18 protein-coding genes and 1 tRNA gene are annotated in these 16,925 nt (G+C 36.0%); 16 read left to right on the top strand and 3 right to left on the bottom strand.

Features of this window, described 5'->3' with window-relative positions:
• The first annotated feature begins 33 nt into the window (after positions 1-33).
• The 6 genes from ACRDEC_RS01920 to ACRDEC_RS01895 all read left to right on the top strand — a co-directional run bounded on the left by ACRDEC_RS01920 (position 34) and on the right by ACRDEC_RS01895 (position 5,284).
• Complete coding sequence (locus ACRDEC_RS01920) at positions 34-1,608, top strand: hypothetical protein (protein ID WP_431496639.1); 1,575 nt, start codon at positions 34-36, stop codon at positions 1,606-1,608.
• A gap of 356 nt (positions 1,609-1,964) precedes the next feature.
• A complete protein-coding gene (locus ACRDEC_RS01915; RefSeq protein ID WP_431496638.1) occupies positions 1,965-2,975 on the top strand; it encodes an outer membrane beta-barrel protein in 1,011 nt (336 codons plus the stop codon).
• Positions 2,976-3,141: 166 nt separating this feature from the next.
• Positions 3,142-3,459, top strand: a complete 318-nt coding sequence (trxA, locus tag ACRDEC_RS01910; protein ID WP_431496637.1) for a thioredoxin — start codon at positions 3,142-3,144, stop codon at positions 3,457-3,459.
• A 288-nt stretch (positions 3,460-3,747) separates the two neighbouring features.
• The gene (locus tag ACRDEC_RS01905) at positions 3,748-4,674 is read left to right on the top strand and encodes a DUF58 domain-containing protein (protein WP_431496636.1); all 927 of its coding nucleotides are present in this window, start codon (positions 3,748-3,750) and stop codon (positions 4,672-4,674) included.
• Positions 4,675-4,760: 86 nt separating this feature from the next.
• A tRNA-Asp gene (locus tag ACRDEC_RS01900) sits at positions 4,761-4,834 on the top strand.
• 207 nt (positions 4,835-5,041) lie between these two features.
• A complete protein-coding gene (locus ACRDEC_RS01895; RefSeq protein ID WP_431496635.1) occupies positions 5,042-5,284 on the top strand; it encodes a GIY-YIG nuclease family protein in 243 nt (80 codons plus the stop codon).
• 182 nt (positions 5,285-5,466) lie between these two features.
• On the opposite strand, the gene ACRDEC_RS01890 is transcribed toward ACRDEC_RS01895, so the two are convergent.
• Positions 5,467-5,967 carry a DUF456 domain-containing protein gene (locus tag ACRDEC_RS01890; protein ID WP_431496634.1) on the bottom strand — a complete coding sequence of 167 codons (501 nt, stop codon included), beginning with the start codon at positions 5,965-5,967 and terminating at the stop codon, positions 5,467-5,469.
• Between the two features lie 70 nt (positions 5,968-6,037).
• Between ACRDEC_RS01890 and ACRDEC_RS01885 the strand changes: the two genes are divergently transcribed.
• Both ACRDEC_RS01885 and ACRDEC_RS01880 read left to right on the top strand, forming a co-directional pair.
• Complete coding sequence (locus ACRDEC_RS01885; RefSeq protein WP_431496633.1) at positions 6,038-6,520, top strand: hypothetical protein; 483 nt, start codon at positions 6,038-6,040, stop codon at positions 6,518-6,520.
• Entirely contained in the window at positions 6,520-7,236 is a 717-nt protein-coding gene (locus tag ACRDEC_RS01880) for a DUF4184 family protein (RefSeq protein WP_431496632.1), read from the top strand. Before ACRDEC_RS01885 ends, ACRDEC_RS01880 begins: the two co-directional genes overlap by 1 nt.
• Here ACRDEC_RS01880 and ACRDEC_RS01875 read toward each other — a convergent pair.
• Both ACRDEC_RS01875 and ACRDEC_RS01870 read right to left on the bottom strand, forming a co-directional pair.
• The gene (locus ACRDEC_RS01875; RefSeq protein ID WP_431496631.1) at positions 7,226-8,356 is read right to left on the bottom strand and encodes a glycosyltransferase family 2 protein; all 1,131 of its coding nucleotides are present in this window, start codon (positions 8,354-8,356) and stop codon (positions 7,226-7,228) included. The two genes, ACRDEC_RS01880 and ACRDEC_RS01875, sit on opposite strands and share 11 nt — an antisense overlap.
• The gene (locus ACRDEC_RS01870; protein ID WP_431496630.1) at positions 8,347-9,288 is read right to left on the bottom strand and encodes a hypothetical protein; all 942 of its coding nucleotides are present in this window, start codon (positions 9,286-9,288) and stop codon (positions 8,347-8,349) included. Before ACRDEC_RS01870 ends, ACRDEC_RS01875 begins: the two co-directional genes overlap by 10 nt.
• 22 nt (positions 9,289-9,310) lie before the next feature.
• Here ACRDEC_RS01870 and ruvC point away from each other — a divergent pair, with 22 nt between their 5' ends.
• The 8 genes from ruvC (at position 9,311) to ACRDEC_RS01830 (ending at position 16,885) form a co-directional block, all read left to right on the top strand.
• Positions 9,311-9,865, top strand: a complete 555-nt coding sequence (ruvC, locus tag ACRDEC_RS01865) for a crossover junction endodeoxyribonuclease RuvC (RefSeq protein ID WP_431496629.1) — start codon at positions 9,311-9,313, stop codon at positions 9,863-9,865.
• 31 nt (positions 9,866-9,896) lie between these two features.
• The gene (hemW, locus tag ACRDEC_RS01860) at positions 9,897-11,030 is read left to right on the top strand and encodes a radical SAM family heme chaperone HemW (protein ID WP_431496628.1); all 1,134 of its coding nucleotides are present in this window, start codon (positions 9,897-9,899) and stop codon (positions 11,028-11,030) included.
• 52 nt (positions 11,031-11,082) lie between these two features.
• Complete coding sequence (locus ACRDEC_RS01855; protein WP_431496627.1) at positions 11,083-11,457, top strand: GxxExxY protein; 375 nt, start codon at positions 11,083-11,085, stop codon at positions 11,455-11,457.
• Positions 11,458-11,527: 70 nt separating this feature from the next.
• Complete coding sequence (locus ACRDEC_RS01850; RefSeq protein ID WP_431496626.1) at positions 11,528-12,289, top strand: cyclase family protein; 762 nt, start codon at positions 11,528-11,530, stop codon at positions 12,287-12,289.
• Between the two features lie 14 nt (positions 12,290-12,303).
• Positions 12,304-12,705: a GNAT family N-acetyltransferase gene (locus tag ACRDEC_RS01845; RefSeq protein ID WP_431496625.1), complete on the top strand. Its 402-nt coding sequence runs from the start codon at positions 12,304-12,306 to the stop codon at positions 12,703-12,705.
• Positions 12,706-12,744: 39 nt separating this feature from the next.
• Complete coding sequence (locus ACRDEC_RS01840; protein WP_431496624.1) at positions 12,745-13,107, top strand: MmcQ/YjbR family DNA-binding protein; 363 nt, start codon at positions 12,745-12,747, stop codon at positions 13,105-13,107.
• 6 nt (positions 13,108-13,113) lie between these two features.
• Positions 13,114-13,842 (top strand): PH domain-containing protein, encoded by a 729-nt coding sequence (locus ACRDEC_RS01835; RefSeq protein ID WP_431496623.1) that lies wholly within the window; start codon positions 13,114-13,116, stop codon positions 13,840-13,842.
• Positions 13,843-14,017: 175 nt separating this feature from the next.
• A complete protein-coding gene (locus tag ACRDEC_RS01830; protein WP_431496622.1) occupies positions 14,018-16,885 on the top strand; it encodes a zinc-dependent metalloprotease in 2,868 nt (955 codons plus the stop codon).
• The last annotated feature ends 40 nt before the right edge of the window (positions 16,886-16,925 follow it).

Below are 16,925 nucleotides of genomic sequence, written 5' to 3'. Positions count from 1 at the left end.
CTTGTTAGTCAATATTAACCAATTCGATTAATTATGATGGCAAGTTCTCCTTTTAAGTCAATTTTTTTCTCACTCTTCTCAACTTTTTTAGGATTCATTAATTGCAATGCGCAAGTAGGAATGGGGACTTTAACCCCTCAAGGTGCTTTGGACATTACTTCGACAACTGACGGTCTTTTAATGCCAAGAATAGCATTGTCAGCTACCAATGTAGCTACAGTGACTACGCCAACCACTTCGGAATTGGTTTACAATACATTTACTTCCGCAGCAGGGGCTACTCAGGTAACTCCCGGATTTTATTACTGGGATGGTGCCGCCTGGATTGCTGTGGCAACCGGAGCTAATTCCGATTGGAAATTAACAGGAAATGCAGGAACTGTTGCAGGAACTAATTTTGTCGGGACCACTGATGCCATCGATTATGTAACCAAAACTAATAATACCGAAAGAGTGAGGGTTTTAAGTAATGGTAGAGTGGGTATCAATAATGCTGCGCCGGCAGCAAGTGATATGTTAACAGTTACCTCAAGTGGTACCAGTGCGTATGCAATCAATGGTTATTCCGCTAATAATGGTAGTGCTGTGTATGGTTCTATTAGTTCAGGGACAACAACATTCGGAGCGGTACAAGGAGAATATTTTGGTACGGCAAGTACTGGGACAGCAATCCGTGGAATCACTTTTTGTGCTACAGCCGGGACGACTTTAACGGATGCCAATTCAGCGGTTAATGGACAATTAGGAGCTGCTAACGGGAACAGTGTTTTTTCTTTCGCTATCAAAGGACAAGCGCTAAACAATGCTGGAAATCAGGTAGGGGGTGTTATAGGGCTGGTTAATAGTGCCGGTACTTACGGTATGTTAGGCTACAGAAGGAGCAACGGGACGCTTTATGCGGTATTAGGAAACGGAGCTTATCAGAATAATACTTCCCGAAACGCTCAAAGTACTCAAGAATCCATTGAAATTGGAATAGGTATCGAAGGCGGTTTTCTCGGAGGGCATATCAGAGGAGATCAGTACGGACTAATCACTAAAGGAGACCGTTTCGGCTCTTATACAGATGGTACAACAATAACGAACAAAGCGTATGCCGTCATAAACGAAAATGGAAGCGGTGAAAGAATAGCCACTTATGCGTCCACTTCAACGACTATCGATGTGACAACAAAAGGAATGGGAGAATTGGTAAACGGTATGGCAAGAATTGCATTTGACAAAAATTTTGCCGGTCTGGTCTCAAAAGAGAAACCGGTTATCGTAACCGTTTCACCTATGGGAGAAACCAACGGAGTGTATGTGGCTTCAGTTACTGCGGATGGATTTACGGTCAAAGAAAATAAAGGAGGAACTTCAATGGTTTCGTTCTATTGGATTGCCGTTGGTGAGAAAAACAATGCAGCGCTAACAGAAGTGCCAAAAGAAGTACTGTCCAAAGATTTCGATAAAAACCTTGACAACATTCTGGCTATTGATGAAGATTCAAAAGAAGCAGGAAAAGCGATGTGGTGGAACGGAAGAACGTTGGAATTCGGTAAATCAGCACCTGCAGCTGCAAGCCCAAGAAAAGCTCAGGTATTGGAGAACGCCAAGCCTAAAAAATAGATTTAACAGGATTATCCCGAATAGAGTACAAAAACCTAATTGAATTTTAAATTTAATTAGGTTTTTAATTTTATAATGGTTGCATAAATTTTATTTACTTACTTTTTAACTAAGGGGTGAATTTTCATGTCTGATATCGCAAGTATTTCCTACACAAATTAGACATTATCTGCAGTCTATTGGATCCTAATCTCTCTTTTTTTTCAATTATGAATGTTAAAGTTTTTTCGTAAACGTCTGATTTTTACTATGCAAGCATAATAAAAAGTTTAAAACTTCATTCGTGATCTAAGATCGCTTCAAAATGGGGTGTAAATTATTTATTTTTGTGCCCTCAAAAATACCCCAAATTAATTATGAAAAAAAATCTAATGCTATTAGGTTTCATAGCTTGTACTATGACAGCCGTAGCCCAAGAAACCCAAGTTACAACCCAAGTTAAAACCGAAGTTACAACCCAAGTTAAAACTCAAGTTACAACCCAAGATCAGGAAGAGCCAGTTCAAAAAAAAGAAAGCTGGTATTTTAAAGTAGGCGGTTCTTACTTCTTACAAACTGCAGCAACAGAATTCCCAATCGTTAGTGGTCAATTGCCAAATACAGACGTTTACGGTGCCGATGGTACTACTTTACTTTCAAGAGAAACAAACCACGGATCTTTTGGAGAAGGCTTTCGTACAAATTTAACGGCTGGATACCGCTTCACAACTCGTTTAGGAGTTGAAATGGGTGTTAACTATTACATCGGGCAAAGCAAAACTATGGTTCAGACGACTCACAAACAAGCAGTTCCAGGAGCTCCGGTTTTTGTTGACGGTAAAGCGGAAGGCAGAATTAAAGCATTGGATTTATCTCCAGCTCTAGTTTTGTTTTTAGGCGAAACTAATGGTTTTGAGCCTTATACTAAAGTAGGGGTTATTGTACCAATTCACGGTGATTTGACTATCGAAACAAACCGTACTTATACTACTCCAGCCGGAATTACGAATACTTATTCTAAAGACGTGGTAAAACCAGAGCCAACTGTTGGATTTATGGCTGCCATTGGAGCTTCATTCAAAATCGGAAAAAATTTATCAGTATTCAGCGAAGTAGAGTACAGAAACTTCACTGTTCACGGTAAATCTAAAGAAACGGAAATATATAAAGAAAATGGAGAAGATAAATTGTATACACCAACATCTTTCCGTCCTGATGCATCATACTCTGCAAGCCACGTAAATTATGTAGATCAATTGAATAGTTCTTCAAATAGCAAAGTAACAAATGCTGCTGGATTTGACAATACTAAAGCGACAGACGATATCAGTTCTTTCGTTGGAATCAGCGGATTAGGATTAACAATCGGAGTTAAATACGCTTTGTAATACTGTTTTTATAATATCCGAAAAAGGGGCTGTTTATCAGCTCCTTTTTTATTTTAATCAACTGATAAAAAATATCAATTCATATATAATTAAAACTGATTTTCATTCGGTAATCAATTCAAAATAAAATTCTATTTTTGTCCAACAATTAATAAAGAATTTAAAAATGGCACAAGCAATAACAGATGCAACTTTCGAAGAGTTAGTATTAAAATCAGATAAACCTGTATTAGTAGATTTTTGGGCAGCATGGTGTGGTCCATGTAGAATGGTAGGTCCAATCATTGACGAAATTTCTTCTGAATACGAAGGAAAAGCTTTCGTTGGAAAAGTAGACGTAGATGCAAACCAGGAGTTTGCTGCAAAATACGGTGTTCGTAACATTCCTACTGTTTTGGTGTTCCAAAACGGAGAAGTAGTAGGACGTCAAGTAGGTGTTGCTCCAAAAAACACGTATACTGAAGCTATTGATGCATTGTTGTAATCCGATTACACAATTGATATAAAAAAGCCTGGCGTGAGTCAGGCTTTTTTATTTTATTTTGTTGAGGTTTAAATAATTAACGGTTGTTCGCTTCAGGCCTGCAAACAGATTGCCATCTTTAGGGCAGCTATTCCGGCTATCCACTCTATCTTTTGCTTTTTAAGAAAAAAGCAAAAGGATGCCGTTGCTATCCGGGCTGCAGTCAAACTGTACGGTTCAACTTATTCGTTTCCATAAAAATCATCTTCAAATTCACCTGATTTTCAAATTTTCAATTTATCTTTGAGTATGAATATCGATAATCAAATTGCCAAAATATCCAGTTTTCAGCATCTCGAGCTGTTAGCGAACCAAATCGTGGAAGGTTTTATCTCGGGTATGCATAAAAGCCCGTTTCATGGTTTCTCTGCTGAATTTGCAGAACACAAAGTGTATAATGCAGGGGAAAGCACTAAGCACATCGATTGGAAATTGTTTGCTAAAACAGACCGCTTGTACACCAAACGATTCGAAGAGGAAACCAATCTCAGATGCCATCTCATTATCGATAATTCTTCCTCAATGCACTACCCGAAACTAAAAGAACACCAGTTCTTCTACGAGAATAAAATCGGGTTTTCTGTATTGGCTTCAGCGGTTTTAATGAATTTGCTTAAGAAACAGCGCGATGCGGTAGGTTTAAGTGTCTATTCGGATACCTACGAATATTATGCTCCTGAAAAAGGCAGCGACAGACACCATAGAATGTTGTTGAATATTCTGGAAAACATACTCCAGACACCAAAAGCATCCAAACAAACTGATACTATCACGTATCTGCATCAAATTGCAGAGAAAATGCACCGTCGTTCCATGATTGTACTATTCACTGATATGTTTCAGGGGGAAGATGACGAACGGCTTTTTAAAGCATTGCAGCATTTGAAACACAACAAACACAAAGTGGTTTTATTCCATGTTATCGATAAAAATACCGAGTTTCATTTCAATTTTGATAACGCGCCACGCAAATTTATCGATTTGGAAACCGGTGAGCAAGTCAATTTATTTGCTGAAAACATCAAAACGGACTACGAAAAAGTGGTTCAGGACTATTTTGACAAGGTCGCAAATACTTGTGCACTTTATAAAATTAAGTACGTTCCAGTCTCAGTCGATGAAAAATTCGAAAAAATTATGACGACCTATTTAATTGAAAAACAAAAGTTTGGATAATTGAGTGGATTTTTTTTTCATTTTTTTTTCAAAAACACTTGTAGAAGTTAAAAATGGTTGTATATTTGCAACCGCAATTAAGCGATGGTTTGGTAGTTCAGTTGGTTAGAATACATGCCTGTCACGCATGGGGTCGCGGGTTCGAGTCCCGTCCAGACCGCTAAAATTGGGAAAGCACTTTGGAAACAAAGTGCTTTTTTGCCCAATAAAGTATCCTAAGAAAATACTTTTGGGTTAGCCCGATAAAATATTTAAGAGTAGTTGTGTTGTTTAACCCAGAAATGGGTGGTTTAGTAGTTAGACCAATGAAAAGCTTTCCATATTATGGAGGGCTTTTTTGATTTAAGCCTTTTTCAATTTTAAAAATATGTTTTACGTGTATATTCTGTATTCAAAACAGGAAGATATATATTACAAAGGTTTTTCAACTGATATTGAAAAGCGGTTGGAATATCATAACAATGGCAAGAGCAATTTTACTTCAAAAGCAAATGATTGGGAATTACGGTATTCAATAGCCTTTGAAACAAAAACAGAAGCTTTGCTTGAGGAAAAACGATTAAAAAGATTGAACAGAGCGTCCCTTGAGAGATTGATTCAATCGAGATGAAGTTTTGAGTGGTTTAGTAGTCTCGTCCTTAAGACGAGATGAAAAGCTTTCCATATTATGGAGGGCTTTTTTGATTTAAGCCTTTTTCAATTTTAAAAATATGTTTTACGTGTATATTCTGTATTCAAAACAGGAAGATATATATTACAAAGGTTTTTCCATGATAGAGGAATGTTTCGGAATTAAAAAAGCAAAGCCCGATTGCTCCAGCTTACGTAAACAAAAGTCCCTAGAAAAAGCATACAAATCAGGAATTTCATAAAGGAAGAAACAAGGAAACCTAAAAACGAGCCAGTAGCAGCTTTTAAAGCTCTTTTTTTATCTTGGGAGTTGTATAGCATTTCGCCGAGAAAAGCACCAAGAAAAGCACCAATTACAAAGCCAAACGGAATGGGAAGGAACAACCCCACGATTAACCCGATGTTAGTTCCCCAAACACCGTAAGAACTGCCGCCAAATTTCCGGGTTCCTTTTGCCGGGATAATATAATCTAAAACAGTAATGACAATAGTTATCAGTAAAGTAAATCCGAGTATCCAGTAGTTGTTAGGGACGCTATCAGTTAAATACAATAACAGCAATCCTATCCAGCTAACACTGGGACCTGGCAAAACAGGAAGAAAACTCCCAAAAATGCCCGCCACAACACAAATAAACCCGGCAACTAATAATAATGCATCCATAAATTATTTTTTAGTATTTTTGATAATAAAAATAAGCATTTCTGCAGAACAATTTATCGAATAATTGTAAATGAAAAACACAATAGCTTTCTTACTTTTAATTTTTGCTTTTCAGAGCTGTCAGTATTTTGAGAAAAATGTTCCTGCAAAAGACGCATTACTTCAGCAGGAATTAAAAAAAATAAACTGGTCTGAGGTAGATGAATTTCCCACGATATACAATTGTGATTCGATTACTGATAAAGAAGCCAGAAAACAATGTTTTTTCGATTTCTTAACCCAAACAATTCAAAAAAAACTAGCTTCAGATACACTTAAAATATTATACCCGAATCTGGATACGATACAAGTAAAAGTGACCGTTTTTCCGGATGCAAGAATCAAGTTTGAACCGTATTTTCCTAAGAGCAGCAAGATGTACAATACGGAAAAAATAGATAGTATCATGCAGGTTAAATTAGCCGATTTTCCTGTAGTCGAACCTGCAATAAAGCGCGGAATCAAGGTCAAATCACAGTTTGTTCTGCCAGTAATATTAAAATTGGAGGATTAATGCCGTTTACGTTTTCGCATCCGGCTATTGTTTTGCCACTCTTAAAAAACCATAAATTATCAGCAACCGGATTGGTAATAGGAGCGATGTGTCCAGATTTTGAATATTTCATAAAAATGAAAGTAGAAAGTTCCATGAGTCATACTTTCTTAGGATTGTTTTTATTTAATCTTCCTGTGGGACTTTTGATAGCTGTTCTGTTTCATAGTTGCATTAAAAAATCTTTAGTCGATAATTTGCCTGCTTTTGTCGGTAATAGATTGAATGTTTTGAGAAACAGTAATTGGATCGATTATTTAAAACGGAATGTTGTCAAAGTGCTGATTTCAATACTTATTGGGGCGGCTTCTCATATTCTATGGGATTCATTTACACACAAAACAGGTTATTTTGTTACAGAAATCCCTTTTCTTCAACAACAAATAAAAAACATACCTTATTATAAAATAGCACAGCACCTAAGTTCGTTATTCGGAATGCTGTTTCTCCTTTATTTCTTGCTTCAATTTCCTGCCGAAGAAAAACAAACGCAGTTCCAACACCCGAAATATTGGCTTTTCGTCGTATTTCTGACCATTGCGTTTACAGTAATTAGATTTGTATTTTGTCTTTCACTAGCCCAAATTGGAAATGTGATTGTCAGTGTTATTTCATCCATAATTCTAGCGATGACTTTTGCGGGGTTGGCTTTTGGAAGCAAAAAAATTAAGCACTAAACTTTCTGTCCTTCCATTCAAAATTACCAACCAGCGAATACAGTGCCACAGCCGTGCTGAAAAAAGGATAAACCAGACTACTGGGAATAACCGAATACATACACATCTTGAGTAGTTTATTGGTTTTGTACATTAACACAAAATCGATAGTAAATTTTATCAAAAAGAAATGCAGGAGCGATGTCCAATACACCCAGTCCAACAGCATAAATACGATCCCGAAAATCAGGCTTGCATTAGTCATAAAAACAACAATTGCCAATCCTTTTGAAAACAGTGATTGATAAGCCGTTGCTTTTGAAGCCCAGCGAACTCTTTGCCGGAACAGTCCCAACCAGCTCTTCTCTGTTTTTGTGGTGATGATAGCTTCTTCGGATTTTAAATAACCCACTTTTTCAGGGAATTCCGAAATCGCTTTCTGTAATAAAAAAACATCGTCTCCACTCGCAATATGATTATTTCCGTTAAATCCGTCCAATTCCTGAAATAGTTTTCTGGTGTACCCAAAGTTGGCTCCATTGCACATAAATGCTTTGTTGAGACCAAAACTTCCGATAGTTGCCCCTTGTAAACTCAGCATATCCATTTGTTGAAAATGAGAAAGTAAAAAATCTTCCGAAGGAAAGTTAACGGCCCCGGCAATCATTTCGATGGCATTGTTTTGAATGTAATTGTCAAAAGTAAAAAGCCAATTTTCCCGAACTTCGCAATCGGCATCCGTGGTTATAATCCAAGGGTGCTTCGCCACTCCGATAGCGGTTGTTATTGCGTCCTTTTTAGGGGAATTTGAAATTCTCGTATTCTTTAGTGTTGTTAACCGAAATGCTGTATTTTCATTGTGCCAATGTGTAATAATTGCTGCGGAATTATCGGTTGAATGATCATCGATCAGAATGATTTCAAACAAACCTTTCGGGTAATTGAGTTTAGAAAGTGATTGTAATAAATCCGGCAAATGAGATGCTTCATTTCGAAATGGGATGATAACGGAAAAACCTGTTTTTGATGTTGTAAAAGTGTTTTGAAACAATTTTATTTTTGAAAAACCATAAATCAGTAAACCAATAAAAAAGGCATAAAGAATAAAGAGAATGACAAAAATCAGGTTGACTATTTCCATGTGGTTTTGAAATTTAAAACAAAATAACTTCCAATTACCGATGGTAAAACGGTGTTTAAAAACCACATCAGCGTACTGATAAAAATCACAATCCATTCATTTACACCCATTAATCCGAAGAAATAAACTGCGACACTTCCTTTTACGGCAAAATCCAAAAACTGAAAAGTAGGCAACGACGAAGCGATAAAATAAACACTCGTGATAGCAGCCATTAACAGTAAATACGGAATTTCGACGCCAAAAAGCAGAAATAAAATATAATATTGGTGAGAAAAAACTAAATAACGGCCTATTCCCAATCCGATATTTTTCCGATGGATGAATTTCGGAATCTCATTCAGCTTATGAATCAGTTTTTCGATGGAATACCCTTTGACAGTAATTTTTTTGGCGAAAAATAAAACGACAAAAACTACAATCATAATTGCAAAAAGGCCAATAACAGCTTTAGTGGTGATTATACTAAAACGGGCATTGAAATATAATAATCCAAAAATTCCAAAAATCACAGTCAGGATCATTTGAATTCCATTGCTGATTAAATTCAGGAAAATGATCTTTTTAGTTTTAGCTTTTTCATAAAACAAGGCTTTTCCGGCAAACTCACCAATGCCGTTTGGGGTAAATAGCCCGGCCGTCAGGGATCCTAACACTTGTTTCGCTGCTTCTCCAATAGTGATTTTCCGTATAACGGAAACTAAATTCTGCCATTTTAAAATCTCCAGGAAACGGTTTAAAAACGTTAGAAATAAGATTAAAACAAGATTCCAAAGGGATAGTTTTCTATTTAAAAGAGTTACAAATTTGTCCCAGTCGAGTTTTTCATTGCTAACCAATTGGTTGTAAATAAAATAAAATGCGCCACCTACAATCAAAAGTTTGATTACAAGTACAAGGAATTGTTTAGCTTTGTGGGATACGGAAATCATCTTGCAAAATAACAAATTAAAATTGGCAAACGAGCGCATCATATTAGGAATTGACCCCGGAACAACCATTATGGGTTTTGGACTGATAAAAGTCATCAATAAAAAAATGGAATTTTTGCAACTCAACGAATTGCAATTGTCCAAATACGATGATCATTATACAAAGCTTAGGATTATTTTTGAACGGACCATTGAACTAATTGAAACCCATCATCCGGACGAAATAGCGATAGAAGCACCTTTTTTTGGAAAAAATGTACAATCGATGCTGAAGTTAGGAAGAGCGCAAGGAGTTGCAATGGCAGCGGGGCTTTCAAGACAAATACCAATTACCGAATACGAGCCTAAAAAGATAAAAATGGCCATAACCGGAAACGGAAATGCCAGTAAAGAACAGGTCGCCAAAATGCTTCAGCAGCTTTTAGGCTTGAAAGAACTGCCCAAAAACCTCGATAGTACTGATGGGCTGGCAGCAGCTGTCTGCCATTTTTTCAATACCGGGAAAGTAGTAGGTGCAAAAAGTTACAGCGGTTGGGATGCCTTTGTAAAACAGAATGAAGAACGAGTAAAAAAATAATTCTCAGTATAACTGCGACTGGAAACTGAAAATGGCCGGAATCTACATACATATTCCTTTTTGCAAGCAGGCTTGTCACTATTGCGATTTTCATTTTTCTACTTCACTGAAGAAGAAAGACGAGATGGTTTTGGCTTTGGCCAAAGAAATTCAGCTACGGAAAAATGAATTCAAAAATGAAACGGTAGAAACCATTTATTTCGGTGGAGGAACGCCTAGTATTTTAGATATTTCCGATTTGAAAATGCTGATTGATGAAGTCTATAGAAACTACAATGTTCCCGAAAACCCTGAAATTACTGTAGAAGCCAATCCGGATGATTTATCGGAACAAAGAATTATTGCCTTGGCGGAAAACAAAATCAACCGTCTCAGTATCGGTGTTCAATCCTTTTTTGAAGAAGATCTACAGTTGATGAATCGTGCTCATAATTCGGCAGAAGCACTAAAATGCCTCGAAATGGCAACAAAATATTTTGATAATATTTCAGTCGATTTGATTTATGGGATTCCCGGCTTAACCAATGCGCATTGGCTGCAAAATATCCAAACGGTTTTAGATTTAAATATTCCGCATATTTCCAGTTATGCCCTGACAGTTGAGCCTAAAACGGCTTTGCAGAAATTCATCAGCCAGGGAACTATTCCGCCATTGGATGATGCTGTGGCGCAAGAGCAGTTTCTGATGCTTGTTGATACACTTGAAGCTAACGGATTTATCCATTATGAATTGTCGAATTTTGGAAAGGAAAATTATTTTTCACGAAATAATTCAGCGTATTGGCTTGGAAAAAAATACCTTGGAATTGGCCCTTCGGCACACAGTTATGATGGTAAAAACCGAAGTTGGAATATCGCTAATAATTCTCTTTATATTAGGTCTATAACAGAAAATAAGTTGCCTAACGAAACAGAAGAATTATCTAAAACAGACCGCTATAACGAATACATTATGACGGGTTTAAGAACTGTTTGGGGTGTTTCGTTAAATCGTATAGAAAATGATTTTGGTAAACCACAACTTGATTATTTACTGAAAAATGCACAACGATACCTGGACGATGAGAAGTTAATTATTGATGATGCTGTTTTGAAGACTACTAAAAAAGGAAAATTCTTTTGCGATGGAATTGCATCTGACTTGTTTTGGTTAAATTTGGGATAATTTAACCGCAAGGATCGCAAAGTTATACGCCACGAACGCAAAGAATTATAAAATGACAGAAAATGAATTATCAAGAATTGTATTTGATTGTGCATTAAAAGTGCATCAAAATTTAGGTCCGGGACTTTTGGAAAGCGCCTATGAAGAGTGTTTGTTTTATGAACTTAAAAAAAGAGGATTATATGTTGAAAAGCAAAAATCACTTCCATTAATTTACGAAGAAGTAAAATTAGAGGTTGGATACAGACTTGATATTATTGTAGAAAACAAATTGATTTTAGAAATAAAGTCGGTTGATATATTGAATGATGTTCATTTTGCTCAATTGTTAACATATTTTAAATTAACAAATTGTAAATTAGGGCTACTCATGAATTTCAATGTCACTTTAATTAAAAATGGTATAAAGAGAATAGTTAATAATTAATAATTAATAATTTATAAATTTACTTAGCGGCTTTTGCGTAATTCTTAGCGAACCTTGCGGTTAAAAAATCATGAAAGCAATAATCAACAATAAAATCGAAATTGACTTATCGAAACCCATTGATATTTCCATCCCATTAACAAATACAGATCAAAACCCCATTGCCTGGTATATTGAAAAACCGGTGATTGAACCAGTTCGTTTTGGTGATTGGATAGGGAAAGTTTCGGAAGGAAGTTCATCGACAAATTTCAACAATATTTTCTTCAATCCTCACGGACATGGAACTCACACAGAGTGTTTGGGACACATCACCCTTGATTTTTACAGTATTAATCAGTGTTTGAAACAATTTTTCTTTACTGCTGAATTAATTTCGGTACAACCGGAAATGAAAGGAGAAGATTTGGTTATTACCAAAAATAATATAGAAAGTGCTTTGGCGGGAAAAATCCCTGAAGCGATCGTAATCAGGACATTGCCAAATGAAATCGACAAATTGTCTAAAAAATATTCCAATACAAACCCGCCTTATTTGGATGAAGCTGCAGCAATTTTTATTCGTGAAAAAGGAATACAGCATCTGCTGATTGACTTGCCAAGCGTCGATAAAGAACACGATGAGGGCAAACTTTTAGCGCATAAGGCTTTTTGGAATGTGAAAGATGCTAACAATCTGAATAAAGATGCCCGAATGAATTGTACCATCACGGAGATGATTTTTGTTAAAGATAAAATTACCGATGGCACTTACATACTAAACATCCAGATTGCTTCGTTTGAAAATGATGCAAGTCCAAGTAAACCAATTCTTTATTTGGTTACGAATTAAAACCAGCCAATAAAATGATTACAGTTTCCACGGATAAAAACAAGTTAAATATACCTTTCATCCAGCATTTCCTGAAAGACATTTATTGGGCGGCAGGCCGTACGATAGAAGAAGTTCAGGCCACAATCGACCACTCGGTTTGCTTCGGAATTTACCTGAACGAAGAGCAAATTGGCTTCGCAAGAGTAATCACGGATTATGTGGTTTTCGCTTATCTTATGGATGTTTTCATTGCAGAAGAACATCGGGGAAAAGGATATTCTTCGGTTTTAATTAAAAATATGATGGAAGAACCAACGCTTCAAAATGTAAAAATATGGAGATTGGCCACTTCCGATGCTCATTTTTTATATGAGAAATTCGGCTTTACCTCTTTGGCACATCCGGAAAAAATGATGGAAAGAGTAATTAAGTGAAAACAGGCAGTAAAAGTAGAATTGATAAAAAATAAGATTATGAATCTTGAAGATTGTTATACATATTGCTTATCCAAAAAAGGAGTGACCGAACATTTTCCTTTTGACGAAGATACTTTGGTGTTTAAAGTGGGCGGAAAAATGTTTGCTCTGGCCTCTTTAAAAGAATGGGAAAAAGGAAAACCGGCATTAAATTTGAAATGTGATCCGGATTGGGCACAAGAATTGCGGGGACAATATGACGATATTCAGCCGGGCTACCACATGAGTAAAATTCATTGGAATACTGTTGCTGTAAATTGTGAAATATCTGATACTTTTGTCAAAGAATTAATTGACCATTCTTATGATTTGGTATTTAAAAGTTTAACTAAAAAAATACAAAGCGAAATAAATCCGTAAATTAAAATGAAAGAGCATATTAAAAGTTTTTTAAACGAAGATCAGGATCCAAAAGCAATTGAAAAAATTACTGCGAAACTGGAGACTTTATTGATGAAAAATGAAGAAGTAGGTTATATTGGTGTACAAAAAAAACCTGCAATCACAGTATTTCCGGACAGCATTGTGGTGACAAATAAAAGAATCATCCTATGCAAACCTAAGAATCTTGGGCTGTCTATGGATTTTGTTGATTATGACTGGGATGATATAGCCGGAGTATTTGTAAAGGAGAATATTTTGGGTTCCGAATTTTCTTTTTCTACGCAAACAGAATTAGTCATTAATATTGATTATATCCCAAAAAATCAAGCCAGAAAATTATATACGTTTGCCAAAGAGCAATTAGATGCTTTAAAAAATCCGGTTGTTTCAGGTCCGGTTGTTGTGGAAACTGCAATTACAGAAGAAATAATACAAGTAGAACCTGAGGTTATTCAGGAAGAAATTGTTGAAGAAATGGAAACAGAAGAAGTAACTGATTTTGCTGAAATTATGCCCGCGCTTCCAACGTATTCTGAACCTGTTGTAGAGCAAATTCAAACGGAAGGAACTTCTGGTGAGAAAAAAATGAGTGAAATGTCAAGTGACGAATTATTTGCCAAACTTCAGAATTATAAAAAATTATTGGATAACGGATTGATTATGCAAGGCGAATATGATGCTTTCAAAAAAGAGATCTTAAGTTATATGTAACAAAAAATAAGTGATTAAAAAAGCGCTGAAAATTTAAATTTTCAGCGCTTTTTTTAATATATATATGTTAACAATGTTAAAAATAATTAAAATTGTTAATTTAATATTAATTATAGGTAAAATAGTATGGTTTGTTTTTTGGATATCGTAATAGATTTGAAAAAAAACAACAGCTATGAAAACAAAATTATTTTTGCTCTTATTTTTTCTGTCTGTCATGGATATAAGTGCTCAAACACCTTCTTGCAGAACTAAAGAGGAGAATGAAGTGATTTATAGAAAAAACCCAAACTCACTGAAAGAAAGAATAAACTTCGATATTTGGAGTAAGAAATTTGCCGATAAAGACGTTAAAAGAATCGGTGATAACAGATTAGATCCCACCTATACTATTCCTGTAGTGTTTCATATTTATGGAAATACGCATAATGGACAATCGATTACTTACGATAAAATAGTGGTGGCGCTTCAAAAATTAAATGAGGATTTTAACGGGTTAAATTTAGATTACAATACCGTAGATCCTTTTTTTCAGTCCCGAAGAAGTACTTTAAATATCGAATTCAAATTGGCCAAAATAGACCCAAACGGAAATTGCACCAATGGAGTCCTATTTCATTCTGCAAAAAACGGTTACGGAAACGGCGGTGGATATGATAATCAGATTCAGGCGGATGCATGGGACAATCATAAATATATGAATGTGTATATTCAGAACGATTTATACAACGATGGGCAAACAACAAATTCAGGGGTAGCTTGGTATCCGGATTCCTGGATGTTTGAAAACAATTTAGCCAGAGTGGTATATAATGGTGCTTATTTGTTCGGAAATACCAATGATGAATTTGCCTCAGTGCTAACTCATGAATTTGGGCATTTTTTAAATTTAATTCACACTTTTGATGGAGGATGTGGCGGTACTGACGAAGTAAATGACACTCCTAAAGAAGATGGATTGCACGCATTGGGTTGTACTCCGGGAGCAAACTGTAATGGAGATAGTGTAAACTTTGAAAACTATATGGGCTATAATGGTGCTTCCGGTTGTTATAAAATGTTTACACAAGGTCAAACTGCCAGAATGTTAGCTGCTTTGGAACATCCTGCACGAATTACTTTATGGCAGCCGGCAAATTTGGTGGCTACAGGAGTTAATGCTTCAGGAAATTCATTAACAGCTAATACAACTGCTTTCAAGGAAGCTATTGCTAATACCGGTACATTTACGGGTAATTCTTCAGTTACTTTAAATGGCGGAACTTTTGCACTTTCATCGGGAACAATGACCTTAGGAACTCATTTCACACATACATTTCCTGCAGGAATTACACCTGTTCTTACCGTAAATAATAATTCGGAATTAACATTGACATTGATTGGAAATGCTGCTTCACACGCTGCTTCTAATAGCGGTTTAGCAACTATTTCTTTTTTACCGGCTGCATTTTCAGGAGGCATATCCGGGTTTTATTGTACCAGTTTGAGTTTCTCAATTCAATTTACGGATCCATACGGGATATTTTTTGTAGATATGGCGGATGCTGCGGTTACTCCATCTTCTACTTGGGATTATTTCGAAATAAATAAAGGAGATGATGTTAAGTATGGCGCGTGGCATTTTGCGGCAAATCACTTAAAATTAGAAACATATGGGAAGAGTTTAGTTTGTGAATCTGGAACAAGAAATATAACTAAATTAGGTTTTAATGTCCCTATTAACGGAAGTAGTACTATAACTCCGCCAATGGCTTATCCGGGACAGTTAGATGTCAGAACGCCAACGTATACAACTTGGGATGGTTCCTCTGGTTATATCGGTTTTCAATATAAGATTGATGGTCTTCCATGTTACGGATGGTTTAAAGCAATTGTAAATGCAAACGGTTCAGGATATTCCATAACGGAATACGCTTATAACACAGAGCCATATGCAACTATTTATACAGGAATGACACCTAAGGTTGTGATGACAGTCTCTCCCCCAAATCTTAGTGAAGCGATTGCTAATGATGGTAGTTTTTCAGATGGTGCAGCAATTCTTTTAGCAACTAATAATGGAACTTTTACACAAAGTAGTGGCACAATGATTTTAGGAACGCATTATGCCATTTCGGGTGTTCCCTCTGGGCTAACTCCAGTGTTGAATGTTTTAAGCAACACACAAATCAGACTTACTTTTACAGGAAATGCAACTCAGCATATGTCAAATAATGATGCCACTGTAGTAGTGACTTTATTAAATCCGGCAATTACAGGCGGAACAAGCGTTCTGGAATCAGCTGTATTTACTGTTACTTTGGATTTTGAAGATGCATACGGTATTTTTTATGTTGACGTTCCTGATTTTACTGTAGATCCAAATAATGTATGGGAATCATTTCAAATTGAAGCCAATGCAGATGATAAATACTATGGAACATTTGTAGATGCAGCTGCACAAAATGCACTGAAATTAGAAACATATCAAAAACCTCTTATTTGCAATGGAGCAACCAGAAATATTACTTTTTTAGGGAATAACGAACCGGTTGATGCTACGCGAAATATGGTTTCAGGTGGAGCTTACCCTGATTTGCATGTTTTGAGAAATGCATCCTATACCGCATGGGACGGGCAGTCAGGCTATATTGGTTTTGAATATTACAGAAACGGCAATTCTTGCTATGGATGGTTTGCAGTTTCGGTTTCAGCTGACGGATCAAGCTATACATTAACCAATTATGCTTACAATACCCAGCCTAACGGTACAATTTATACACCAAATGTTCTGGATGTAGACGAGATAAATCAAGAGCAGGATGTGATTGTTTATCCTAATCCGTTTGCATCACAATTTACCATAGATACTTCTAAATTATTGGGAGAGAATGTTGAAATTTCCGTTGTTACTATTTTAGGACAACGTATTTATAAAGAATCGTTTAATATAAGTGCACAAACGACAAGTATTGATACTCATTTATTCAGTAAAGGCCTGTACATAGTCCAACTTATTGTCAATAAAGATAAAGTGATTACAAAGAAAATGCTCAAAAAGTAACATGCAGTTTTATTAAGTGAAAAAGCCTCTGATATTCCTT

The organism is Flavobacterium sp. (genome assembly GCF_050696275.1).
Taxonomy (GTDB): domain Bacteria; phylum Bacteroidota; class Bacteroidia; order Flavobacteriales; family Flavobacteriaceae; genus Flavobacterium.
This window is presented reverse-complemented; position numbering and strand designations above follow the sequence as displayed.

Bases quoted from the DNA above. Each gene is read 5' to 3' on its own strand.
- ACRDEC_RS01875 (WP_431496631.1), bottom strand. From the start codon at position 8,356: ATGGAAATAGTCAACCTGATTTTTGTCATTCTCTTTATTCTTTATGCC.
- trxA (WP_431496637.1), top strand. From the start codon at position 3,142: ATGGCACAAGCAATAACAGATGCAACTTTCGAAGAGTTAGTATTAAAA.
- hemW (WP_431496628.1), top strand. From the start codon at position 9,897: ATGGCCGGAATCTACATACATATTCCTTTTTGCAAGCAGGCTTGTCAC.
- ACRDEC_RS01830 (WP_431496622.1), top strand. From the start codon at position 14,018: ATGAAAACAAAATTATTTTTGCTCTTATTTTTTCTGTCTGTCATGGAT.
- ACRDEC_RS01870 (WP_431496630.1), bottom strand. From the start codon at position 9,288: ATGATTTCCGTATCCCACAAAGCTAAACAATTCCTTGTACTTGTAATC.
- ACRDEC_RS01895 (WP_431496635.1), top strand. From the start codon at position 5,042: ATGTTTTACGTGTATATTCTGTATTCAAAACAGGAAGATATATATTAC.
- ACRDEC_RS01905 (WP_431496636.1), top strand. From the start codon at position 3,748: ATGAATATCGATAATCAAATTGCCAAAATATCCAGTTTTCAGCATCTC.
- ACRDEC_RS01890 (WP_431496634.1), bottom strand. From the start codon at position 5,967: ATGGATGCATTATTATTAGTTGCCGGGTTTATTTGTGTTGTGGCGGGC.
- ACRDEC_RS01845 (WP_431496625.1), top strand. From the start codon at position 12,304: ATGATTACAGTTTCCACGGATAAAAACAAGTTAAATATACCTTTCATC.
- ACRDEC_RS01850 (WP_431496626.1), top strand. From the start codon at position 11,528: ATGAAAGCAATAATCAACAATAAAATCGAAATTGACTTATCGAAACCC.
- ACRDEC_RS01920 (WP_431496639.1), top strand. From the start codon at position 34: ATGATGGCAAGTTCTCCTTTTAAGTCAATTTTTTTCTCACTCTTCTCA.
- ACRDEC_RS01840 (WP_431496624.1), top strand. From the start codon at position 12,745: ATGAATCTTGAAGATTGTTATACATATTGCTTATCCAAAAAAGGAGTG.
- ACRDEC_RS01855 (WP_431496627.1), top strand. From the start codon at position 11,083: ATGACAGAAAATGAATTATCAAGAATTGTATTTGATTGTGCATTAAAA.
- ACRDEC_RS01835 (WP_431496623.1), top strand. From the start codon at position 13,114: ATGAAAGAGCATATTAAAAGTTTTTTAAACGAAGATCAGGATCCAAAA.
- ACRDEC_RS01885 (WP_431496633.1), top strand. From the start codon at position 6,038: ATGAAAAACACAATAGCTTTCTTACTTTTAATTTTTGCTTTTCAGAGC.
- ACRDEC_RS01915 (WP_431496638.1), top strand. From the start codon at position 1,965: ATGAAAAAAAATCTAATGCTATTAGGTTTCATAGCTTGTACTATGACA.
- ACRDEC_RS01880 (WP_431496632.1), top strand. From the start codon at position 6,520: ATGCCGTTTACGTTTTCGCATCCGGCTATTGTTTTGCCACTCTTAAAA.